This is a genomic window from Sphingobium sp. TB-6, assembly GCF_012927365.1.
Classification (GTDB): domain Bacteria; phylum Pseudomonadota; class Alphaproteobacteria; order Sphingomonadales; family Sphingomonadaceae; genus Sphingobium.
This window is the reverse complement of sequence record NZ_JABBGL010000008.1, coordinates 58,820-80,625: the sequence shown is the minus strand read 5'-3', so window position 1 is coordinate 80,625 and position 21,806 is coordinate 58,820. Positions and strand designations below refer to the sequence as shown.

Below are 21,806 nucleotides of genomic sequence, written 5' to 3'. Positions count from 1 at the left end.
GTGACCAAGTCCCGCATCGACGCCGCCGCCGCAATCAGCGTCATGGACCTGTTCACCATCGGCATCGGTCCGTCCAGTTCCCACACGGTCGGCCCGATGCGCGCGGCGCTGCTGTTCATGGACTCGCTGCCCGCAACCCCGACGCGGGTGCAATGCGAACTTTACGGCTCGCTGGCCCTCACCGGCAAAGGCCACGCCACCGACACGGCGATCCTGCTCGGTCTGTCCGGCTATCGTCCTGAAGGCGTCGATCCGGACGCTGTTCCCACGATCCTTGCCGCCATCCGCCGCGAAGGTCGCATCCGCGCGGGCAGCGCCGTCAAGCTCTTCATCCCCTTTGACGAAGCCACCGATCTCCTCTTCCGCAAGGGCGAATTTCTGGAAGCGCATAGCAACGGCATGCGCTTCTCCGCCTGGTTCGAGGGCAAGGACGATCCGCTGATCCGCGACTATTATTCCGTCGGCGGCGGCGCCGTCCTTCCCGGCACGGCGGAAGGGTTCGATCCGCAACTCGGCCATAATGTCGTCCAGCCGCATCCCTTTTCCTCCGGCGCCGAAATGCTCGCCCTGGGCGAAGCGACCGGCCTCAGCATCGCCACCCTTGTCCTGCGCAACGAGGGCGCCTGGCGCACCCGGCCGGAAACCGAAGCCTTTCTCGACAGCGTGATCGACGCCATGAGCGCCTCGATCGACCGGGGTCTCAAGGAAGAGGGTCTGCTCCCCGGCGGGCTCAAGGTCCGTCGCCGCGCCCGCTCCATCCACAATCGGCTGGTCTTGCAGCAAAACGCCCTCGGCCCGGCGCAGATCTTCGAATGGGTCAGCCTGTTCGCCCTCGCCGTGAATGAGGAAAATGCCGCAGGCGGCCGCGTCGTCACCGCGCCCACCAATGGCGCGGCGGGCGTCATCCCGGCGGTGCTGCATTATTATCGCCGTTTCGTCCCCGGCGCCGACCGCGAAGGGGAGCGCTGCTTCCTGCTCACTGCCGCGGCGATCGGTTTCCTCTACAAGAAGCGCGCCTCCATCTCCGCCGCCGAAATGGGTTGCCAGGGCGAAGTCGGCGTCGCCTGCTCCATGGCCGCCGCCGGCCTTGCCGCCGTGCTGGGAGGCACCAACCAACAGATCGAAAATGCCGCCGAAATTGGCATGGAACATAATCTCGGCCTCACCTGCGATCCGATCGGCGGCCTCGTCCAGATCCCTTGTATCGAGCGCAACACCATGGGCGCGGTAAAGGCGATCAACGCGGCCTATCTCGCCCTGCAAGGCGATGGCCGTCACATCGTCAGCCTGGATGCGGTGATTGAAACCATGCGCCAGACCGGCGAGGACATGGCCAGCCGATACAAGGAAACCAGCCTCGGCGGCCTTGCCGTCAATGTGGTGGAATGCTGATCGGCTCGTCGTCCCGCCCGCTCATCTTCGCGGCGAATGGACTTCATTTCGTGACATTAATGACACATAATCAATCGTTTATCTGAGGTTCATGAAACCTGACGGCATCTCCATGACTTCACCGTCTTCCCTCCTGACAGGGGGACGAGAAGAAGAATGGAGTATCCGAATATGCGTAAGATCCTGGCCGCAACCCTCCTGACCGGCGCAGCGGTCGCAAGCCCCGCTCTGGCGCAGGAAGCCGCCCCGACATTCACTGGTCCGCGCGTCGAAGCGATATTGGGCTATGATCATACCGGCGCAGGCAGCAGCGTCGACAATGACAATAATCGCAACGATCAGTCGATTGACGGCCTGCTCTACGGCGTCGGTGCCGGTTATGACGTGAACCTTGGCAGCGCCGTCGTCGGCGTGGAGGGGGAATATACCGACTCCACCTCAAAGAGCAGCCGGACCGACTTCACCGACCAGTTCGGCTTCGGCCGGGTCAAGCAGGGCCGCGATCTTTACATCGGCGCGCGGGCGGGCATCCTCGCCAGCCCCAACACGCTGGTCTATGTGAAGGGCGGCTATACCAATACGAAGCTCGACGTGCTGGCTGGCGACACCAATCAGGAAACCAGCACCAATTTCAAGCTGGACGGCTGGCGCATCGGCGCGGGCGTGGAGCGGGCCATCAACGCCAACACCTTCGCCAAGCTCGAATATCGCTATTCCAAATATGAGGATGCGCATATCGACTTCGCCAACGGCGCGACCAGCGACGAATTCGGCATCGACACCGATCGTCATCAGGTCGTGGCCAGCCTCGGCTGGCGCTTCTGACGGAAGGGAGGGGCCGGGTCGCTCCGGCCCCTTCACCTCACGCCATGGCGCGCAGCCCTGTCGGCGCCACTGCGGACCTGCTATGACGGTCGCCGTGCGCGACGCGATTCCCCATCTTTATTCTGTCGGCATCAAGCCGGATGACATCGACTTCATGGGTCATGTCAACAATGCCAGCTATTTGAAATGGGTGCAGGCGGCGGTGCTGGACCATTGGCGCGCACTCGCTCCGACGGAGGTGGTTACGCGCCATCTCTGGGTCGCGCTCAAGCATGAGATCACCTATCGCAAGCCGACCTTTCTGGAGGACGACGTGATCGCGACCGTCCTGCTTGAAAAGGTGCAGGGTGCGCGAGCCTTTTACGAAACGATCATCCGCCGGGGCGAAGAGGTTCTGGCGGAGGTCAAGTCGAGCTGGTGCTGCCTGGATGCCGACACGCTGCGCCCCGCGCGCCTGGCGCGCGAAGTCATCCAGCATTTCTTTGCGGCCGATCAGGAAAACGGTCGCAACGGCAAAATCTAGAGCGTCGCCTCGATTTCGCGAGCGGCAATATCCGGCTTCTCCGCCAGGCTGATCGGCCGCCCGACCACCAGGATCGAGGCGCCCCGATCCAGTGCCTCACGCGGCGTCACTGCCCGCTTCTGATCGCCCATCGCGCCACCGGCGGGGCGGACTCCCGGCACCACGAAGAAGCCGTCGCCCCAAGCCTTCTTCGCCAGCCCGACTTCCTCGCCGGAACAGACGATCCCGTCCAGCCCCGCGCTGCGCGCCAGATCGGCCAGACGCGCCACCTGATCCTCAGCCCGGCCGCCCACGCCGATGTCGAGCAGGTCGCCATTGTCCAGGCTGGTCAGCACCGTCACCGCGACGACCTTTGTATTGATGCCCGCCGCCGCCTTGGCATCCTCCAGCATTGCGCGCCCGCCCGCCGCATGGACGGTCAGGATAGCCGGTTCCAGCATATGCAGCGCCTGCACCGCCTTGGCCACGGTATTGGGGATGTCGTGCAATTTCAGGTCCAGGAAGATCGGCAGGCCGAACTTCATCATCTCATGCACGCCATGATGGCCATGGGCGCAGAAAAATTCCAGGCCCAGCTTCAATCCGCCCACATGATGGCGCACCTGCTGCGCAAGTTCCTGAGCCTTGCGCAGGTCGGGCGTATCGATGGCGACGTAGATCGGGCTGGTCATGCTTGTCCTGTAACGGAGAGGGAAGGGGCCGAAGCCGCCGGATTGACGGCGGCGGGGACGGCGGGGGAAGGGGCTGCGGTGGCGGCGACCAGCGCTCTTTCGGTGCTTTCCAGCTTGCGCTTCATTCGCCAGCGCGTGGCCCGCGCCATGATCCAGAAAGGCAGCGCCCCCAACAGATAGGCGCCGATCAACAGGACTGGGAGCTTGGTTTCCATGACCAGGTCGCCCCACAGATTGACTTCCACGCGAGTATAGTTTGCCACGCAGAATAACGCCAGGGCGACGGCGATGACGACCCAGAAGGCAGTCCGCAGAAATTGCATCAACGCTCCTATAGCTGCTGAACGATGCAGCTTAGGCGATTTTATCGCGCTTCGGAAGCGCTTCGTCGGATGTACCGGCCGCGATGCGCGGAAAGGCGCCTTTTTCCTGCCCGCGCCGTCTCCGCCGCCGCTCTTCGGAACCCGCGCCGCACCCCGCGCATTTCGTCCTGGCAAAGGAGGCAGCACGCCATGGCCGCGCGCGCATATTGGCAGGGCCAGATCCGTCTGGCGCTGGTGTCCATCCCCGTGGAGATCTACGCCGCCACCAAATCCGGTGCGCAGATCGCCTTTCACCAGATCCATCAGCCCAGCGGCAAGCGGGTCCGCTACGAAAAGACAGTCCCCGGCCTGGGGCCGGTCAAACCCGAGGACATCGTCAAGGGCTATGAGGTGTCGAAGGGCGACTATGTCCTGCTGCAACCCGACGAGATCGAGGCGGTGAAGCTGGAGAGCAAGAAGACGCTCGAACTCACCCAGTTCGTCGATGCGGCCGAGATCGACGTCCTCTATTATGAGCGGCCCTATTATGTCGTCCCCGCCGACGATCTGGCGGAGGAAGCCTTCATCGTCCTGCGGGAAGCGCTGCGGCGGACGAGGAAGGTGGGCCTTGGCCAGCTCGCCATGCGGGGCCGCGAATATATCGTGTCGCTAAAGCCCTGCGGCCGGGGCATGGTGCTCGAAACGCTGCGCTATGCCGATGAGGTCAACCGCGCCCAAGGCTATTTTCGCGACATTGAAGATGTGAAGCCGGACGCCGAATTGCTCGACCTGGCCGAAACGCTGATCGAGAAGAAGACCGCGCCCTTCAAGCCCGACAGCTTCCACGACCGCTATGTCGATGCGCTGGAACGGCTGATCGAGAAGAAGAAAAAGTCGAAGGGCCGCCGCATCATCGAGGACGCGGAAGAGGCTCCGGCCCGGCGCGGCAGCAATGTGATCGATCTGATGGCGGCGCTCAAGAAATCGGTCGATACAGGCGCTCCCCCCAAAACGCCCGCCGCCAAGACCTCAGCGCGGAAGGCGCCCGCCAAGCCGACTACCCGCAAACGGGCCTGATCCATGGCTGAGGTCGACCCGCTCAGCACCTATAACCGCAAGCGCGATTTCACCCGCACGAAGGAGCCGTCGGGCAAGCGCGGCCGCAGCCACGGCAACAGCTTCATCGTGCAGAAGCATGACGCGACCCGCCTGCATTACGACTTTCGCCTGGAAATGGATGGAGTCCTCAAGAGTTGGGCAGTGACTCGCTGTCCCAGCCTCGATCCGGAAGACAAGCGCCTCGCCGTCCGCACGGAGGATCATCCGCTGTCCTATGCGACGTTCGAAGGCACGATTCCCAAGGGCGAATATGGCGGCGGCACCGTGATGCTCTGGGACGAAGGGACGTGGGAACCCGTCCCCGGCAAGAGCGTGCATGATCTGGAGAAGGGCCATCTCCACTTCATCCTGCATGGGCAGAGGATGCGCGGCGAATGGCTGCTGATCCGGCTGAAACCCCGCGGCAGGGAGAAAGGGGAGAATTGGCTGCTGCGCAAGATCGAGGATGGCTATGCCGGCAGCGCGGAAGACCTGACCGCCCGCGAACTGACGAGCATCAGGAGCGGCCGGACCATGGGCGAAATCGCGACCGACGCGCCGGCCATATCCCTGAAGGGCAAGAAGGGAAAAGCCTTTGACGCGGCGATGAAACAAGCCGTTCGCGCAACCCCGGTCAAGCCGCCAGACAAGGCCAGGACGCGCCCCGCGCCCGCTTTCCAGCCGCCGCAACTCGCGACGTTGGTCGATGCCGTTCCCACTGGCAATGGCTGGATGCATGAGATCAAATATGACGGCTATCGCTGCATGCTCTCCGTGGCGGGGGAGAAGGTCAAGATCTTCACCCGCACAGGTCTCGACTGGACGGAGCGTTTCGCGGCTCTTGCGGGCGAAGTCGCGGCCATGGATCTTCCCGCTGCATTGATCGACGGGGAGATCGTCGCGCTCGACAGCGACGGAAACCCGGACTTCTCTACCCTTCAGCAGATGTTGAAGGGGGAGGCCAAGGCGGCGCTCCACCTTTTCGCCTTCGACCTGCTCCAGCTCGACGGACAGGATTTGACCTCGCTGCCCAATATCGCGCGCAAGGAAAAGCTGGCCGCTTTGCTGGGGGACGGCTCGGCGCATGTCCATGTCGGAGATCATGTCGTCGGCGCAGGGGAAAGGCTGTTCCAGGCCATGTGCGGGGCAGGGCAGGAGGGGATAGTCTCCAAGCGCGCCGACGCTTCCTATCGCGGCGCCCGCACGAAGAACTGGCTCAAGGTCAAATGCACCCGCCGCCAGGAATTCGTCATCATCGGCTGGACGCCCAGCAGCGCCAGCGGGCGCGCCATCCGCAACTTGCTGCTCGGGCAGCGGGAAGGGGAAGGACTGGTCTATGCGGGCAAGGTCGGCACGGGCTTCAACGCCGCCAATAGCGAAGGGCTGATCGCTGCCCTGCGCAGGCGGGGGCGCAAGACCGCCGCGCTGGCTGTGCCCCGCAGCGAAAGCCGTGGCGCGCAATGGGTCCGCCCCGATCTGGTCGCTGAAATCGCCTTTGCCGAGTTCACGGCGGAGAATATCGTCCGCCATGCCAGCTTCCTCGGCTTGCGCGAGGACAAGGCGGCCAGCGATGTTCAACGCGAGAAAGCCATGCCGACGCCCGAAACCCGCAGTGATGTCACGATCAGCCATCCCGACCGCCTGATCTTTCCGGAGGCGAAGGTCACCAAGGGCGAGCTTGCCGACTATTATGCCGCCATGGGTGCGGCAATGCTGCCCTGGATCGCGCACCGTCCGATCAGCCTGGTCCGCTGTCCGCAGGGGCGGGCGAAGAAATGCTTCTTCCAGAAACATGACAGCGGCAGTTTCGGTGATCATGTGAAGCATGTCGCGATCCGCGAGAAAGCGGGGAATGAGGAAGATTATCTCTATGTAGAAGATAGCGACGGACTTCTTGCCTGCGTTCAGATGGGGGCGATCGAATTTCACGGCTGGGGTTCCAGCGTCGCGGATGTCGAGCGGCCCGACCGCATGATCTTCGATCTCGATCCGGATGAAGGGCTGGATTTCGGGGATGTCAAAAAGGCCGCTCGCGATATCCGGCGGGCACTGGAGGATTTGGGGCTCACCAGCTTTGCCATGCTCTCGGGCGGCAAGGGCATTCATGTCGTCGTGCCGCTGACGCCGCAGGCGAAATGGCCGCAGGTCAAGGATTTTGCCGACCGTTTTGCCCGCGCGCTGGCCGCTTCGGAAGCGGATCGCTTCACGGCGACCATGAGCAAGGCGAAGCGCAAAGGCCGCATCTTCATCGACTGGCTGCGCAACCAGCGCGGCGCGACGGCCGTGCTGCCCTATGTTGTGCGAGCCCGCGAAAAGGCCTCCGTCGCCGCGCCGGTCAGTTGGGAGGAGTTGGACGATATCGACAGCGCCGCGCATTTCACGGTGAAGGATGCCGCCATATTGCTGGAGCGGGCCTCTTCGCGCGACCTTCGCGGCTGGGGTGAAGCGCATCAGCCCCTGCCAGCGCATTAGGGCGCGGGCGCGTGGGGATTCAGCCCATGCTGCGCGCAGGGAGGATTTTTTAGATCCAATATTTTCGCCGCATCCGCCTTTTCTGCGATCATGCTTTGTTGCATATCGGGAATCACCATGACGAAGCCGATCGAAGAAGCGCCCGAAAGCGGCGCCGCAACCCCCGTCTCCTCCACCGCCGACAAGACCGATATGGCCACCGCCGCGCGCAAGTCGGCGGGCAAGGCCGTCTGGATGGGCACCGCCGTCGGCATCGGCTCCGCCGCGATCGTCGCGGCTTTGCTCTACGCGAACAAGAAGCGCGGCTGACTTCCCTACGGCGCAAAAAAGAGGCGGCATGGCCTTCGCTCCATACCGCCTCATGATGCGACCCGTTTTGGGCTCTACCCCCGCCTCGGGACGGGGAATTTCTCCTATCCGGCGCCGCCGCTCAGATAGGCGATCAGTTCCGGCTTGCTGATGCTCGTGCTCTTGTCCGCATCGGCCGTGACGAAAGCGCCATCGGCCCAGGCCGTGACCTCGGCTGGCGCAAGCGATTTTCCGGTGGCCTTCAGTTCCTGATCCTTGAGCGCCACCATCCAGCGCGAAAATTCGGACTTGTCGAGCTGGCCGTCATGATTCTGGTCATAGGCCGGAAATTCCGTGTCCACGATCGAGGCGACCGCATCGCCGGATGTGGCGGGCTGCGCCTGATTGCCCTGCTGCGCGGGCGCGGCCTCCTGCGGCACGGCACCGGCCTGCGCCAGCGCGGGCGTCGCTACGAAAAAGGCACTCGCCAAAAGAAATGCGCGGATCATCCTATGCTCCAGGTCTGGCCGTCCGAATTTCGCATGTCACAATAGCCAAATAAAACATGGAGTTCCTGAACTTTTATTCACGATGCTCCATTCACCTGCCGATTCGGCTCGATTCGCCGCCTGATGCTGCGATTAATGGGACGAAGCACGGAAAAGCGCGTCGCTCCGCGTTCCTTGGCTGTCCGATTTGCCCCGGAAAGGCGGTGCTGCTAGGCGGCGCAGCGACTTTCAACTCATGCACGCAGGATTCGCCCGATGGTCCCCCGTTACGCCCGCCCGCAAATGACCGCCCTCTGGGAACCGGAAGCCCGCTTCAAAATCTGGTTCGAGATAGAGGCGCATGCGACCGAAAAGCTGGGTGAGCTGGGCGTGGTGCCCGAGTCCGCCGCCAAGGCGCTGTGGGACTGGTGGGCGACCAACCCCGCCATCGACGTGCCCGCCATCGACGCGATCGAGGCCGTCACCAAGCATGACGTGATCGCTTTCCTGACCTGGGTGGCCGAACAGGTGGGCGACGAAGCCCGCTTCATGCATCAGGGCATGACGTCGAGCGACGTGCTGGACACCTGCCTTGCCGTGCAGCTCACCCGCGCCGCCGATATCCTGATCGATGATCTCGACAAGCTGCTGGAGGTCGTCAAGCGCCGCGCCTATGAGCATAAGCTGACCCCGACCATCGGCCGCAGCCATGGCATCCATGCCGAGCCGGTGACCTTCGGCCTGAAAATGGCCGAAGCCTATGCCGAGTTCAGCCGCTGTCGCGCCCGTCTGGTCGCTGCGCGTGAGGAAGTCGCCACCTGCGCTATTTCCGGCGCGGTCGGCACCTTCGCCAATATCGACCCCCGCGTCGAGGAGCATGTCGCGGAGAAGCTGGGCCTCGCCATCGAACCGGTTTCCACGCAGGTCATCCCGCGTGACCGTCACGCCATGTTCTTCGCGACGCTGGGCGTCATCGCCTCGTCCATCGAGCGCCTCGCCGTCGAGGTTCGTCACCTCCAGCGCACCGAGGTATTGGAGGCTGAGGAATATTTCTCGCCCGGCCAGAAGGGCAGCTCGGCCATGCCGCACAAGCGCAATCCGGTGCTGACCGAGAATCTCACCGGTCTGGCCCGCATGGTGCGCAGCTATGCCCTGCCAGCGATGGAGAATGTCGCTCTGTGGCATGAGCGCGACATCAGCCACTCGTCGGTCGAACGCTATATCGGGCCGGATGCGACCATCACGCTCGATTTCGCGCTGGGCCGCCTGACCGGCGTCATCGACAAGCTGCTCGTCTATCCTGAGCGGATGATGAAGAATCTCGACAAGATGGGTGGCCTCGTGCACTCGCAGCGCGTGCTGCTGGCGCTGACCCAGGCGGGCGTGTCGCGGGAGGACAGCTACCGCTATGTCCAGCGCAATGCGATGAAGGTGTGGGAATCGGATGGCCAGCTTTCGCTGATGGAATTGCTGAAGGCCGATCTGGATGTGGCGGCGGCGCTGACCGCTGAGCAGATCGAGGAGAAGTTCAACCTCGATTACCACTTCCGTCAGGTCGATACGATCTTCCGCCGGGTGTTCGGGGAATAGGATCAGGGTGAGATAAGGACACGCTGAAAGGGCGCGGGAACGCGCCCTTTTAATCCTCCCCCTCTATATGCTTCCGCCCCGAGTCAGGTGCGGCTCTTGCTCCGGGGATGGCCGCTGGCGTCCAGCACGGTTTCCATCGCGACATAGGTGGAGGTGCTGGCGACATGTGGCAGGCTGGAGATCTTCTCCCCCAGCACCGCGCGATAGCGGCGGATGTCGGCCGTCCTGACCTTCAGCAGATAGTCGAAGCTGCTGGCGATCATATGGCATTCCTCGACTTCGGGAATGCGGCGGACGGCGGCGTTGAACTCATCGAGCGCCTTTTCCCGCGTGTCGGACAGTTTCACCTCGGCAAAGGCGACATGATCCATGCCAAGCTTCGCCGGATCGACGATGGCGCGAAATCCGCGGATCACGCCCGTTTCGATCAGCCGGCGCAGGCGGACCTGACAAGGGGTCTTGGAAAGGCCCACCGTCTGGGCGAGATCGGTGACGGTCATGCGGCCATCCTCGATCAGGGCGGCGATGATCTTGCGATCGAATTCGTCCATTTCGACCGTGGATGTCGGATTTTTCATGGATTTTGCCATGGAAGCAGGATGCCGTGAAATAGCTTAGGATTTCCGACAAGTATAATGGTCGGGGAGAGAGGATTCGAACCTCCGGCCCCTGCCTCCCGAAGACAGTGCTCTACCAGGCTGAGCTACTCCCCGACCGATAGCAGGTCCGTTTCGAGGCGGTCCCGCTGGGCAGGTCGCAGCCTATAGAGGCGGCTTTTCCGGCTGGCAAGCGGCGGAAGGCGTTTTTTTTGGGCGGCTCATAAAAGCCCCGCCTCGCGGAAGCTGAAACGGCTCTGGCCGCCGTGAATCACATGATCCGCCAGCCCGATTTCCATGGGGCGAAGGCGTTTCGACAGGGTTCGCGTCAGGCGGATGTCCGTCCAGTGGGGAAGGGGGCTGTCGGGGCGCTGCTGTTCGATGGCCAACCAGTGGCTGTCCCATTGGAGCAGCGTATCCACGGTACGGCGCCAGTCCTGGTCCGCGCGCAGCCGGTGGAGCGGGCGCCATTCGTCATCGAGGATGAGCAGATTGAGGGAAGCGGGATCGCGCATTCGTCACAGGATGCTCGTGTGACGCATTTACGGTAGGGGAAGGCTGGTCCCTTTTGGAGAGAGCGGCGCATAATCCGATCCGTTTCGCAGCATTTGGCGCGGGCGGTCGGCTGGGCTACATGACGATGCTATCGTCAGAATCATGGCTAAAGCTATGCCAGAAATCATGAGAGTGCCCGCTTTGACCAGCCTGCCTTCCTTGTCCGAGCCGCATTATGAGCAGCAATATCTGGACCTGATGCGGCGGATCTGGCTGCATGGCGGTGAACGGATCGACCGGACCGGCGTGGGAACGCGGTCTGTTCTGGGCGCGACGATGCGATTCCCTCTGGCGGATGACGCAGTGCCGCTGCTGACCACCAAGCGCGTCTATTGGAAGGTCGCGGCGCGGGAGATGCTGTGGTTCCTGACCGGCGACACCAATATTCGCGAGCTGGTGCGGCAGGGCGTGCATATCTGGACCGATTGGCCGCTGGATGCCTATCGGCGCGCGACGGGCGAGCAGATCGATCGCGATGCCTTCGAAGCGCGGATCGTCGAGGATGCCGCGTTCGCGGCGCGCTGGGGCGATCTGGGGCCGGTCTATGGCGCGCAGTGGGTGAACTGGCCGCGCTATGAGGAGGTGGGGGATGGCCTCTACCGGCGGGCGGCGCAGGGGCACAACCAGATAGCCGATCTGGTCGAGGGGATTCGATCCAATCCGGGGTCGCGGCGGCTGCTGTTCACAGGCTGGAATGTGGATGAGGTGTCGCGCATGGCGCTGCCGCCCTGCCATATGACCTATCAGTTCCAGGTAGCGGATGGGCGGCTCAATGGGCTGCTGTTCCAGCGGAGCTGCGACCTGGGGCTGGGCTTCGCCTTCAATATCTTCGGTCTGTCGATGATCACGCGGATGTTGGCGCAGCAATGCGATCTGGAGCCGGGTGAGGTCGTCTGGCAGGGCGGGGACGTGCATCTCTACCTCAACCATGCCGAGCTGGTGGAGGAACAGATCAGCCGAAATCCATCCGGCGCACCCAAATTGCGGATCAATCGGCGGCCTTCATCCATTTTCGATTATCGGATCGAAGATTTCGAGGTGATTGATTACGCACCGCAAAGGCACATCGCCGCGCCGGTCGCCGTCTAGCGGCGAGGACCGATCTGCGACGAAATGGGTCAGTAAGGCTTGCCTTTGCGGGCGTTGTAATATAATAATTGCACAGAGCAATATTATTGCAATGCACAAGAGGAGGCAGGATGAGCGACCGGATCGATTCGGACGCTGGAAGGGATGGGGCGGCGCTTGGATCGGGGCGCAATCTGCCTCCGCTCCGTCTGCATGTGCCGGAACCGAAATTCCGGCCGGGCGACACCGCCGATTTCAGCGATTTCGACATTCCGCCAGCGGGCGCTCAGGCGCGGCCTGATGAGGTCGCACAGCCGGGCGAGATGCGGGAACTGGCCTATGGGCTGGTGCGGGTGCTCGATGAAAATGGTGCGGCGGTCGGCCCCTGGGATCCGAAGCTGCCCGCCGAGACGCTGCTGAAGATGCTGCGTGCGATGGCGCTGACGCGGGCTTTCGATGGACGCATGTTCCGGGCGCAGCGCCAGGGCAAGACCAGCTTCTATATGAAGTCGACGGGCGAGGAGGCGGTGTCGATCGGCGCGGCGCTGGCTTTGGCGAGCGACGACATGTGCTTCCCCAGCTATCGCCAGCAGGGCATATTGATCGCGCGGGGCTGGCCGATCATCGACATGATGAACCAGATCTATTCGAACAAGGGCGACCGATTGAAGGGGCGCCAGCTCCCGATCATGTATTCGGCGCGGGAGGCGGGATTCTTCTCGATCTCCGGCAACTTGACGACGCAATATCCGCAGGCGGTGGGCTGGGCGATGGCCAGCGCAGCGCGGGGGGATACGCGGATCGCGGCGACCTGGTGCGGCGAGGGATCGACGGCGGAGGGCGACTTCCATTCGGCCTGTACTTTCGCCAGCGTCTATCGGGCGCCCGTCATCATGAACGTCGTGAATAACCAGTGGGCTATCAGCAGCTTTTCGGGCTTTGCGGGAGCGGAAGCGACGACCTTCGCGGCGCGGGCCATCGGCTATGGGATCGCGGGGCTGCGGGTCGATGGCAATGATGCGCTGGCGGTCTATGCCGCGACGCGCTGGGCTGCCGACCGGGCGCGGGCTAATGCCGGGCCGACGCTGATCGAGCATTTCACCTATCGGGTTGAGGGGCACAGCACGTCGGACGATCCCAGCGCCTATCGCTCCGCCGATGAAGCGAGCCATTGGCCGTTGGGCGATCCGATCGCGCGCTTGAAGAAGCATTGCATCGGCCTTGGCATCTGGGACGAGGAACGCCACGCGGCGATGGACAAGGAGCTGGCCGAAATGGTCCGCGACGCGGCGCGGGAAGCCGAGAAGAACGGCATCCTTGGCCATGGCCTCCACCATCCGATGGAATCGATGTTCGAGGATGTGTTCGAAGAGATGCCCTGGCACCTTAAAGAGCAGCAGCAGAAGATGCTGGACGAATGGAAGGCGGCTGGGCTGTGAGCGACACCGTGACGGAGGCACGCAGCGAAATCGTGCAGATGAACATGATCCAGGCGATCAATAGCGCGCTGGACGTGATGATGGGCCGTGACCCGGATGTGGTCGTGATGGGCGAGGATGTCGGCTATTTCGGCGGCGTCTTCCGCGCGACGGCGGGGTTGCAGCAGAAATATGGCAATCACCGGGTGTTCGACACGCCGATCACGGAGTGCGGGATCATCGGCGTGGCGGTGGGCATGGGCGCCTATGGGCTGCGGCCGGTGCCGGAGATCCAGTTTGCCGACTATATCTATCCGGCGCTGGACCAGTTGGTGTCGGAGGCGGCTCGGTTGCGCTATCGCTCGGCGGGGGAGTTCATCTCGCCCATGACCGTGCGGTCGCCCTTTGGCGGCGGGATTTTCGGCGGGCAGACGCACAGCCAGTCGCCCGAGGGCATTTTCACCCATGTGTCGGGGGTGAAGACGGTCATCCCCTCGACGCCCTATGATGCCAAGGGGCTGCTGATCGCGGCGATCGAGGATAATGATCCCACCATCTTCTTCGAACCCAAGCGCATCTATAACGGGCCGTTCGACGGGCATTATGATACGCCCGCGAAGAGCTGGGCGGGGCATGAGCAGGCTCAGGTGCCGACCGGCTATTATCGCGTGCCGCTGGGCGAAGCGCGGGTGACGCGGGCGGGCGAGGCGCTGACCGTGCTCTGCTATGGTACGATGGTGCATGTGGTGGAGAACACCGTGGCCGAAATGGGCGTGGATGCGGAAATCCTCGATCTGCGGACGCTGGTGCCGTTGGACATTGAGGCGATCGAACAGTCGGTGCGCAAGACCGGGCGCTGCCTGATCGTGCATGAGGCGACGCGGACCAGCGGCTTTGGCGCGGAATTGATGGCGCAGGTGCAGGAGCGCTGCTTCTACCATCTCGAAGCGCCGATCGAGCGCGTGACCGGCTTCGACACGCCTTATCCGCATAGTCTGGAATGGGCTTATTTTCCGGGGCCGGTGCGCATTCGCGAAGCCATCAACAAGATTTTGAAGGATTGAGGGGCTGTCATGGCGCTTTTTACATTCAAGTTGCCGGACATCGGTGAGGGCATCGCGGAAGCGGAGATCGTCGGCTGGCATGTGAAGGTCGGTGACCGCGTCGAGGAAGACCAGCCGATAGCCGACATGATGACCGACAAGGCGACGGTGGAGATGGAAAGTCCGGTCGCGGGCACGGTGGTCCGGCTGGCGGGCGAGCCGGGGCAGCAGATCGCCATCGGGTCGATGCTGGTGGAGATTGAGACGGAGGGGGAGGGTGAGGCTTCTTCCAAGGCCGAGGAAGCGGCTCCCGCGCCAGCACCCCTACCCAATGTGGAGGGATCGGGGAAGGGCGACGAGTCAAGCGAACCCGCTCCTGTTATTACAGAAGCAAAGCCGACAGTGCCGACGCCCTCCCCGATGGAGAAGGGGGCTATTAAGACGGAAGTTCTCGCTTCCCCCGCCGTTCGGGCTCGGGCGAAGGAATTGGGGATCGATCTGAGCCAGGTGAAGCCGAGCGGCGATCATATCCGGCATTCCGACCTCGACGCCTTCCTGCTCTATGGTTCGGGGCAGGGCTATCGGCCTGCGGGGCGGTCGACCAAGCGCGCCGATGAGGAGGTCAAGGTCATCGGCCTGCGCCGTCGCATTGCCGAGAATATGGCCGCCTCCAAGCGAGCCATCCCGCATTTCTCCTATGTCGAGGAAATCGACGTCACCGCGCTGGAGGAAACCCGCGAGCAGTTGAACGCCAATCGTGGGGAGCGGCCCAAGCTCACCATGCTGCCGCTGCTGATCGCGGCGATTTGCCGGGCGTTGCCGGAATTTCCGATGCTCAACGCTCGCTATGACGATGAGGCGGGCGTGGTCACGCGCTATGGCTCCGTGCATATGGGCATTGCGACGCAGACCGATGCGGGGCTGATGGTGCCGGTGATCCGGGACGCGCAGGACCGCAATGTCTGGCAGCTTGCGGCGGAGATCAGGCGGCTGGCCGACGCGGCGCGGACGGGCAAGGCGAAGTCGGAGGAGTTGTCCGGCTCTACGCTGACGCTGACATCGCTGGGGCCGCTGGGCGGGGTGGCGACGACGCCGGTCATCAACCGGCCGGAAGTCGCGATCATCGGACCCAATCGCATCATCGAGCGGCCGGTGTTCCGGGGCAAGGAAGTGGTGCCCGCCAAGCTCATGAATCTGTCGATCAGTTGCGACCATCGCGTGGTGGATGGTTGGGACGCGGCGAGCTTCGTTCAGGCGGTGCGGAAGCTGCTGGAAACGCCGGTCCTGCTGTTTGCGGACTAGGATATTGGAATTGGTTTAGGCACGCTTTGGGTGGGAAGCGGACGGTCTGCTTCGTAATGCTTTTCTTGAAGCGCATCGTGCTCCTGCGAAGGCAGGAGCCCAGTTCTTATGGTGCGATGATCCACAAGCGGCGGAACTGGGTTCCTGCCTTCGCAGGAACACGTATCACTTAATGGCTTGCATTGGCCAATTCCGGCCAAATTCCTGCATGCCTTAACGAACCGTGGCGCGGTAGCTGAGGCGGCCGCTCTCGCCGGGCGTGATCTCGTCGGGCACGGTCCAGCGGACATGGGTGATGTCGGCGGGGATAGCGCGGCGGGTGCCGCCCAGCGCGGTCGGCAGCCAGAAATCGGTGAGGCGGCCCCAATGGGCGCCGCCGTCGACCGAAACCTGCATCGCGGGATTGCTAAGGTCGAGCTGGGCGCCGCGTGGAACGGCGTTGGTGACGGCCAGGTTGCGGACGGGACGGCTGCCTTCGTTGCGCCAGTTGACCACCAATATCAGTTGGTCGCCTGATCCGGCACGGTCGGCGCTTTGCAGGATGCGGCGGGCGCGGCCGTTGATGTCGGTGCTCACCCGCTCGACGAACATTTGCGTGTCCAGCCTGATTCCCTGCCGGATATCCTGTCGGCTCTGGGCCATTTGCGGCGCGCCGATACAGGCCAAAGCGATGAGCCACCCCACCGATTTCATGCCAATCCCCCGTCTCTTTGTGGGCCGAATGTGGCAGCCAAGTGCCGAAGATTTGGTTAAAACCTTGTTTCCCTTGCTATCTGCCTGTTTCGCTGATGTAAATTGACGGGCGCAAATGGACGGGCCTAAATAGAGGGGCTGGGGCCGCCGGTGACATAAGGACGGCGGCGCGGGGATATTTCACGGGTGACACCTCAGGAACAGCAGGAGATCAACAGACGGCGGGACCGGCTGTTGGCGTCGATCGCGCTGACGACGGGAATCGGGCTGGTCCTGGCCATGCCCTTCGCCTTGCGCGAGGGGGCGGAGTTTTTTCTGCCGCTGACCGCCGCGCTGGTGATCGCGATCGCGCTGGTGCCCTTTCTGGAGTGGATGGAGCGGCGGCGGGTGCCATCGGCCCTTGCGGCGCTGACGGCGGTAATAGCCTTCCTCATTGTGGCGAATACGGCCTTGGTGCTGATCATCGTGCCGGCGGCGGACTGGTTTCGCCTCTTGCCTGAGCGCCTGCCCAAGATTCAGAATAATCTGGCGCCGCTGATCGACTTTTATTCGCAGCTTCAGCGCTTCGTGGATGAAACGGTGCGGATGCTGGCGACCGGGCCGGTGGCGGCGGCGCAGACGGCGGCAGTGGATGCACCCCGGTCGCTGCTGCAATTTGCCGCGACCTCTGCGCCTTCGGCCATCATCCAGATGGTGTTCGCGATGCTCATCATCTATTTTTTCCTGGCCGGTTGGACGAAGCTGCGGCGGCGGACGATCAACAGCCGGGAGAGTTTCGACGGCGCCATGGCGGTGGCGCGGGTGATCCAGAATGTCGTGGATGCGACCTCCGCCTATGTGCTGACCATCGCGACGATCAATCTGTGCCTGGGGCTGGCGGTCGCCTTTGCGCTTTGGCTGATCGGCATGCCGTCGCCGCTGATGTGGGGCGGGATCGTCGCGCTGCTGAATTTCGTGCCCTATTTCGGGCCGATGCTGGTCGCTGTGCTGCTGGCGCTCGGCGGCCTGATGGTGTTCGACGATGTGTGGAAGGCGCTGTTGCCCGCCGCGCTCCAGATCGGCTTTCATCTGGTGGAGGCCAATTTCGTGACGCCGACGATTCTCGGGCGGCGGCTCACCATGAATCCGCTGCTGATTCTGGTGTCGCTGACCTTCTGGGGCTGGGTGTGGGGGACGCCGGGGGCTTTGTTGGGCGTGCCGCTTCTGATCATCATCCAGACCGTCGTTTCGGCGGCCGGAACGCCCGATATTGCCGGTTTCCTGTTCGAGCGCGGCACGCTGACAGTGTCCCCGCGCAAAGAAAATGACGAAAGCCGTGAAACTGATGTTGCAGGCAGTTGACAGGGGGAACGGGGCCGCATAGATGCCCGCCCACACCGAACGCGGGTGTAGCTCAGTTGGTTAGAGCGCCGGCCTGTCACGCCGGAGGTCGCGGGTTCGAGCCCCGTCACTCGCGCCACTTTCCTTAGGGGCAAGTGGATGGTTTTTCAGATCAGCATCGTCTGGTGGCTTCATGAGGCCGCGCCAAGATGCCGCCCTGCGCGGGTGTAGCTCAGTTGGTTAGAGCGCCGGCCTGTCACGCCGGAGGTCGCGGGTTCGAGCCCCGTCACTCGCGCCATTCTCTTCGGATCGAGTTTGGCTGGAGCCAGCTTTCCCCATTTTCGTCATGCCAGCGAAAGCTGGCATCTCCGTCGAGATGGCACGATCTAGCCTCACGAGATCCCTGCTTTCGCTGGGATGACGATGAAGATGGTAAGGGAAGCCTTAAAAACCTCGCCAGCGCCCTGTCTCCATCCAGGCCAGCAGGCGCCGCAGCGGCAGGACCCAAATCCAGATCAGGCCGAGGAAAATATAAACCGGCACCTGCACGATCATCGGCAACTGCCCGATCATGCCGGACAGGCTGCCGACCAGCACCGCCCAGAGCGCGATCAGCCCCAGGATGATGAACATGCCCGCCGGTTTGCGCCAACTCGGCTTGTAGACGTGCCGGGGATCGATGCTCATGCTTCTTTGCCTTCGATCAGTTCGATTTCGGTCAGGATCAGGTGCAATGGCAAGTCCCACGGATCGGCGGGCAGGGCGTCATGTTCCTGCACCGACCAGGCGAGGCCTATGCGCAGGGCATCGGGATAACGCGCGAAAATGCGGTCATAATAGCCGCCGCCTTGCCCCAGCCGGTTCATCGCCCGGTCAAAGCCGATCAGCGGGGCGATGATGACGTCGGGAACCACCGGATCACCCGCGGCTTGCGGGTGGCTGGTGCCGAACAGGCCGGGGAAGAGCTGATCCTCCGGGCGCCAACTCAGGAAATCCATGCTGCCCAGGCGATCGATGACGCGGGGCAGGGCCAGCGTCTTGCCCAGGGCTTGCAGGGGCGCGGCCAGCCGCTGGGCCGGGGCTTCGTCATCCAGCCCCATATAAAGAGCCACGACTTGCGCATCGGCCAGCCGCCGGGCGAGGGGGGAGGGGATCACCTTGAACGCCAGCCGGTGCGCCAGCGGATCGAGCGAGGCCACGAAAGCGCGCCGCCTTTCCCGGGCGATCGCGCGCAGGGTCGCCTTTTCGGTGTCGTCGCTCATCTTGGGGCCTTAGGTCGGGGAAATGGGGCTTGGAGGGAGGAGGGTGACGGGACCGCCTCGGCCGTTTGCTGGAAGATCCTCTGACGCCTCAACGTCAGGTGGGAACCATGTAGATCGGGCCGGAACCCGCCCAGGGACAGCCCCCGTGGATGTGATTATCGCCTCAGGGATGTTCGCTAAAGCTCGTACCGCGCAGTACCCGTCACCTTCCTATCTAGGCTTCGGGCGCGGCTGCGACAAGCCTTTCCCGCAGCTTTTCTATGCGGGCGGCGAGGGATTCGAGCGCGCGGACGGCGGGTTCGTCCTCCGGCTCCAGCGCCAGGGTCTGCTGGCGGCCGATGGCCTCGCGCTTCAGGTCGTTGAGTTCGTCCGCCAGGAAAAGCGCGGCAAACAGCAGGGTGCGCACTTCGGTCAGGCCCGGCGTGTTCTGCTGGGCAAGGCGGGCCTTGCGTTCGATCAGGTTGGCGAGATGCGCCAGATGCGCTTCCTCGCCGTCGCGGCAGCGTATGTCATAGACGCGTCCGGCGATGTGCAATGTGGTTTCAGCCACCGGCCTGCCCCTTCAATTCGGTGATGAGACTGTCCAGCGATTGCAGCGCCGCTCGGGCAGCCGCAGTATCAACGCCGGAGGAGGTTTCAAAGGAGGCGGCCGACGAAAAGCCGTTCACATCCTGTTCGAGCTGGTCGATCGCGCGCTCCAGCGTGCGGATCGCCTGCATCATGCGGTCGCTTGCCATGTTCTCACGCATAGACAAAGTTTTCGCCGCGCAAAAGCAGTCATTCGGCGGCTTGGCGTACCCAGGGGGCCGCCCGTGGTTGACGCCTTGTCCCTGAGTCGACAAAGGGAGCGCAAACTCGACTCGACGGCCTGAACAGGGGGCCGGTTGAAAAGCCAGGAAAGACGCCGCTTCGATGACCGTTTCCGAAAAGTCCCTCGCCAACGCCATTCGGGCGCTCTCCATGGACGCGGTGCAGGCCGCCAACAGCGGCCATCCGGGCATGCCGATGGGCATGGCGGATGTCGCGACCGTGCTGTTCAAGGATTATCTGAAGTTCGATCCGAAGGCGCCGAAATGGGCCGATCGCGACCGTTTCGTGCTGTCGGCGGGCCATGGGTCGATGCTGATCTACTCGCTGCTGCACCTGACCGGCTATGCCAAGCCGACGATCGAGGACATCGCGAACTTTCGTCAGCTCAGCAGCCCCTGCGCCGGGCATCCTGAGAATTTCGAACTAGCGGGCGTCGAGGCGACCACCGGGCCGCTGGGTTCCGGCCTTGCCACTGCGGTCGGCATGGCGATTGCCGAACGGCATCTGAATGCGCAGTTCGGGGACGAGATCGTCGATCACCGGACCTGGGTGTTGGCCGGCGACGGCTGCCTGATGGAAGGCATCAACCATGAAGCGATCGGTCTGGCGGGGCATCTGAACCTGGGCCGCCTGATCGTGCTGTGGGACGATAACAAGATCACCATCGACGGCTCGATCGACCTGTCGAGCAGTGAGGATGTACGGGCTCGTTACGCCGCGACCGGCTGGCATGTCGTGTCCTGCGACGGGCATGACGTGGCCGATGTGCGCCGCGCCATCGATGAAGCGCTGGCCGATCCGCGTCCGTCGCTGGTCGCCTGCGCCACCAAGATCGGCTATGGCGCGCCCAACAAGGCGGGCACTTCGGGCGTTCATGGTTCGGCCCTGGGCGAGGCGGAAGTCGCTGCGGCCCGCGAGTTCCTTGGCTGGACGGCTGAGCCTTTCGTCATTCCCGAGGATATCGCCGCCGCCTGGCAGGCCATTGGCGCGAAGGGTGCGGATGCGCATGCGACTTGGGCCGATCGCCTGGGCAGCAACGGGCAGAAGGCGGAGTTCGAGCGGCGCATGGCTGGTGAACTGCCCGCCGATTTCTCGCTCGACGCCTATATCGACACGCTGATCGCCAATCCGCAGAAGGTCGCGACCCGCAGGGCGAGCGAACTGGCGCTGGGCGCGATCAACGACCTGCTGCCCGAAACGCTGGGCGGCTCGGCGGACCTCACCGGCTCCAACAACACCAAGACCAAGTCGACCGGACCGCTGACCAGGGACGATTATTCGGGCCGCTATGTCTATTACGGCATTCGCGAATTCGGCATGGCCTGCGCGATGAACGGCATGGCGCTGCATGGTGGCGTCATTCCCTATGGCGGCACTTTCCTGGTCTTTTCCGACTATATGCGCGGCGGCATCCGCCTGGCCGCGCTCCAGCAGATCCGCGCCATCCATGTGCTGACCCATGACTCCATCGGTCTGGGCGAGGACGGCCCGACCCACCAGCCGATCGAGCATGTCATGTCGCTGCGCATGATCCCCAATCTCGACGTCTATCGTCCGGCGGACATCGTCGAGACGGCGGAGTGCTGGGAACTTGCCTTGAAGGATGCGACCGGCCCGTCGGTGCTGGCGCTGACCCGCCAGAACCTGCCGCAGCTTCGCACCGAGAAGAGCGAAAATCTCTCCGCCAAGGGCGCCTATCGCCTGCGCGCCGCTAAGGGCGATCGCAAGGTGGTGCTGGTCGCCACCGGCTCCGAAGTCGAGATCGCCGTCGCCACCGCCGCCCTGTTGGAAGAGCAGGGCATCGGCGCCGACGTCGTCTCCATGCCGAGCTGGGCGCATTTCGACGCGCAGCCGCAGGCCTATAAGGATGATCTCCTTCCCCACCATGTCCTGCGCGCTTCGATTGAGGCGGGGACGACTTTCGGGTGGGAACGGTATGTCGGCATTGCCGGCCTGCGCTTTGGCATCGACACGTTCGGCGCTTCGGCTCCGGCGGAAGTACTCTACGATCATTTCGGCCTGACCGCCGCCAAGATCGCGCCGCAGATCGTGGCGGCGCTCGACTGATATTTCAATCCAACCGTAAAACC

23 protein-coding genes and 3 tRNA genes are annotated in these 21,806 nt (G+C 63.4%); 15 read left to right on the top strand and 11 right to left on the bottom strand.

Annotation, left to right across the window (positions count from 1 at the left end; genetic code table 11):
• From HHL26_RS12900 to HHL26_RS12890, 3 genes are all read left to right on the top strand, one after another.
• The gene (locus HHL26_RS12900; RefSeq protein WP_066555688.1) at positions 1–1,392 is read left to right on the top strand and encodes an L-serine ammonia-lyase; all 1,392 of its coding nucleotides are present in this window, start codon (positions 1–3) and stop codon (positions 1,390–1,392) included.
• A 171-nt stretch (positions 1,393–1,563) separates the two neighbouring features.
• Positions 1,564–2,217, top strand: coding sequence for a porin family protein (locus HHL26_RS12895; protein ID WP_066561499.1), 654 nt, complete (start codon positions 1,564–1,566; stop codon positions 2,215–2,217).
• A 94-nt stretch (positions 2,218–2,311) separates the two neighbouring features.
• Positions 2,312–2,740, top strand: coding sequence for a thioesterase family protein (locus HHL26_RS12890; protein ID WP_087573158.1), 429 nt, complete (start codon positions 2,312–2,314; stop codon positions 2,738–2,740).
• Here HHL26_RS12890 and pyrF read toward each other — a convergent pair.
• The gene (gene pyrF / locus HHL26_RS12885) at positions 2,737–3,411 is read right to left on the bottom strand and encodes an orotidine-5'-phosphate decarboxylase (RefSeq protein WP_066555692.1); all 675 of its coding nucleotides are present in this window, start codon (positions 3,409–3,411) and stop codon (positions 2,737–2,739) included. The genes HHL26_RS12890 and pyrF overlap by 4 nt on opposite strands.
• The gene (locus HHL26_RS12880) at positions 3,408–3,734 is read right to left on the bottom strand and encodes a lipopolysaccharide assembly protein LapA domain-containing protein (RefSeq protein ID WP_066555694.1); all 327 of its coding nucleotides are present in this window, start codon (positions 3,732–3,734) and stop codon (positions 3,408–3,410) included. Before HHL26_RS12880 ends, pyrF begins: the two co-directional genes overlap by 4 nt.
• A gap of 189 nt (positions 3,735–3,923) precedes the next feature.
• Here HHL26_RS12880 and HHL26_RS12875 point away from each other — a divergent pair, with 189 nt between their 5' ends.
• The 3 genes from HHL26_RS12875 to HHL26_RS12865 all read left to right on the top strand — a co-directional run bounded on the left by HHL26_RS12875 (position 3,924) and on the right by HHL26_RS12865 (position 7,592).
• On the top strand, positions 3,924–4,790 hold the full coding sequence (locus HHL26_RS12875) for a Ku protein (protein WP_066555696.1): 867 nt from the start codon (positions 3,924–3,926) through the stop codon (positions 4,788–4,790).
• A 3-nt stretch (positions 4,791–4,793) separates the two neighbouring features.
• Entirely contained in the window at positions 4,794–7,283 is a 2,490-nt protein-coding gene (gene ligD, locus HHL26_RS12870) for a DNA ligase D (RefSeq protein WP_066555699.1), read from the top strand.
• A gap of 117 nt (positions 7,284–7,400) precedes the next feature.
• Positions 7,401–7,592 (top strand): hypothetical protein, encoded by a 192-nt coding sequence (locus HHL26_RS12865; RefSeq protein ID WP_066555701.1) that lies wholly within the window; start codon positions 7,401–7,403, stop codon positions 7,590–7,592.
• Positions 7,593–7,696: 104 nt separating this feature from the next.
• Here the strand turns inward: HHL26_RS12865 and HHL26_RS12860 are convergent, their stop codons facing one another.
• Positions 7,697–8,080, bottom strand: a complete 384-nt coding sequence (locus HHL26_RS12860) for an EF-hand domain-containing protein (protein WP_066555703.1) — start codon at positions 8,078–8,080, stop codon at positions 7,697–7,699.
• Positions 8,081–8,335: 255 nt separating this feature from the next.
• Here HHL26_RS12860 and purB point away from each other — a divergent pair, with 255 nt between their 5' ends.
• The gene (gene purB / locus HHL26_RS12855; RefSeq protein WP_066555707.1) at positions 8,336–9,649 is read left to right on the top strand and encodes an adenylosuccinate lyase; all 1,314 of its coding nucleotides are present in this window, start codon (positions 8,336–8,338) and stop codon (positions 9,647–9,649) included.
• A gap of 83 nt (positions 9,650–9,732) precedes the next feature.
• Here the strand turns inward: purB and HHL26_RS12850 are convergent, their stop codons facing one another.
• The 3 genes from HHL26_RS12850 to HHL26_RS12840 all read right to left on the bottom strand — a co-directional run bounded on the left by HHL26_RS12850 (position 9,733) and on the right by HHL26_RS12840 (position 10,760).
• Positions 9,733–10,227, bottom strand: coding sequence for an Lrp/AsnC family transcriptional regulator (locus HHL26_RS12850; RefSeq protein WP_066555709.1), 495 nt, complete (start codon positions 10,225–10,227; stop codon positions 9,733–9,735).
• Between the two features lie 58 nt (positions 10,228–10,285).
• Positions 10,286–10,362, bottom strand: a tRNA-Pro gene (locus tag HHL26_RS12845).
• Between the two features lie 104 nt (positions 10,363–10,466).
• The gene (locus tag HHL26_RS12840) at positions 10,467–10,760 is read right to left on the bottom strand and encodes a JAB domain-containing protein (protein ID WP_066555710.1); all 294 of its coding nucleotides are present in this window, start codon (positions 10,758–10,760) and stop codon (positions 10,467–10,469) included.
• Positions 10,761–10,941: 181 nt separating this feature from the next.
• Between HHL26_RS12840 and thyA the strand changes: the two genes are divergently transcribed.
• The 4 genes from thyA to HHL26_RS12820 all read left to right on the top strand — a co-directional run bounded on the left by thyA (position 10,942) and on the right by HHL26_RS12820 (position 15,631).
• Positions 10,942–11,889 (top strand): thymidylate synthase, encoded by a 948-nt coding sequence (gene thyA / locus HHL26_RS12835; protein WP_277349395.1) that lies wholly within the window; start codon positions 10,942–10,944, stop codon positions 11,887–11,889.
• 110 nt (positions 11,890–11,999) lie between these two features.
• The gene (locus HHL26_RS12830) at positions 12,000–13,307 is read left to right on the top strand and encodes a 3-methyl-2-oxobutanoate dehydrogenase (2-methylpropanoyl-transferring) subunit alpha (RefSeq protein ID WP_066555712.1); all 1,308 of its coding nucleotides are present in this window, start codon (positions 12,000–12,002) and stop codon (positions 13,305–13,307) included.
• 38 nt (positions 13,308–13,345) lie between these two features.
• Positions 13,346–14,350 carry an alpha-ketoacid dehydrogenase subunit beta gene (locus HHL26_RS12825; RefSeq protein WP_066561502.1) on the top strand — a complete coding sequence of 335 codons (1,005 nt, stop codon included), beginning with the start codon at positions 13,346–13,348 and terminating at the stop codon, positions 14,348–14,350.
• Positions 14,351–14,359: 9 nt separating this feature from the next.
• On the top strand, positions 14,360–15,631 hold the full coding sequence (locus tag HHL26_RS12820; protein ID WP_066555714.1) for a dihydrolipoamide acetyltransferase family protein: 1,272 nt from the start codon (positions 14,360–14,362) through the stop codon (positions 15,629–15,631).
• Positions 15,632–15,844: 213 nt separating this feature from the next.
• Here HHL26_RS12820 and HHL26_RS12815 read toward each other — a convergent pair whose 3' ends face one another.
• On the bottom strand, positions 15,845–16,324 hold the full coding sequence (locus tag HHL26_RS12815; RefSeq protein WP_066555716.1) for a hypothetical protein: 480 nt from the start codon (positions 16,322–16,324) through the stop codon (positions 15,845–15,847).
• Positions 16,325–16,510: 186 nt separating this feature from the next.
• Between HHL26_RS12815 and HHL26_RS12810 the strand changes: the two genes are divergently transcribed.
• From HHL26_RS12810 to HHL26_RS12800, 3 genes are all read left to right on the top strand, one after another.
• The gene (locus tag HHL26_RS12810; RefSeq protein ID WP_066555717.1) at positions 16,511–17,665 is read left to right on the top strand and encodes an AI-2E family transporter; all 1,155 of its coding nucleotides are present in this window, start codon (positions 16,511–16,513) and stop codon (positions 17,663–17,665) included.
• A 41-nt stretch (positions 17,666–17,706) separates the two neighbouring features.
• Positions 17,707–17,783, top strand: a tRNA-Asp gene (locus HHL26_RS12805).
• An 82-nt stretch (positions 17,784–17,865) separates the two neighbouring features.
• Positions 17,866–17,942, top strand: a tRNA-Asp gene (locus HHL26_RS12800).
• Between the two features lie 146 nt (positions 17,943–18,088).
• Here the strand turns inward: HHL26_RS12800 and HHL26_RS12795 are convergent.
• From HHL26_RS12795 to HHL26_RS12780, 4 genes are all read right to left on the bottom strand, one after another.
• A complete protein-coding gene (locus HHL26_RS12795; RefSeq protein WP_066555718.1) occupies positions 18,089–18,331 on the bottom strand; it encodes a DUF2842 domain-containing protein in 243 nt (80 codons plus the stop codon).
• Positions 18,328–18,906, bottom strand: a complete 579-nt coding sequence (locus HHL26_RS12790) for a 5-formyltetrahydrofolate cyclo-ligase (protein ID WP_066555721.1) — start codon at positions 18,904–18,906, stop codon at positions 18,328–18,330. The genes HHL26_RS12795 and HHL26_RS12790 overlap by 4 nt, the downstream gene beginning before the upstream one ends.
• Before the next feature lie 214 nt (positions 18,907–19,120).
• Entirely contained in the window at positions 19,121–19,456 is a 336-nt protein-coding gene (locus HHL26_RS12785) for a cell division protein ZapA (protein WP_066555723.1), read from the bottom strand.
• Entirely contained in the window at positions 19,449–19,643 is a 195-nt protein-coding gene (locus tag HHL26_RS12780; RefSeq protein ID WP_237229980.1) for a hypothetical protein, read from the bottom strand. The genes HHL26_RS12785 and HHL26_RS12780 overlap by 8 nt, the downstream gene beginning before the upstream one ends.
• Positions 19,644–19,818: 175 nt before the next feature.
• Between HHL26_RS12780 and tkt the strand changes: the two genes are divergently transcribed.
• Complete coding sequence (gene tkt / locus HHL26_RS12775; protein WP_066555725.1) at positions 19,819–21,783, top strand: transketolase; 1,965 nt, start codon at positions 19,819–19,821, stop codon at positions 21,781–21,783.
• Positions 21,784–21,806 lie beyond the last annotated feature (23 nt).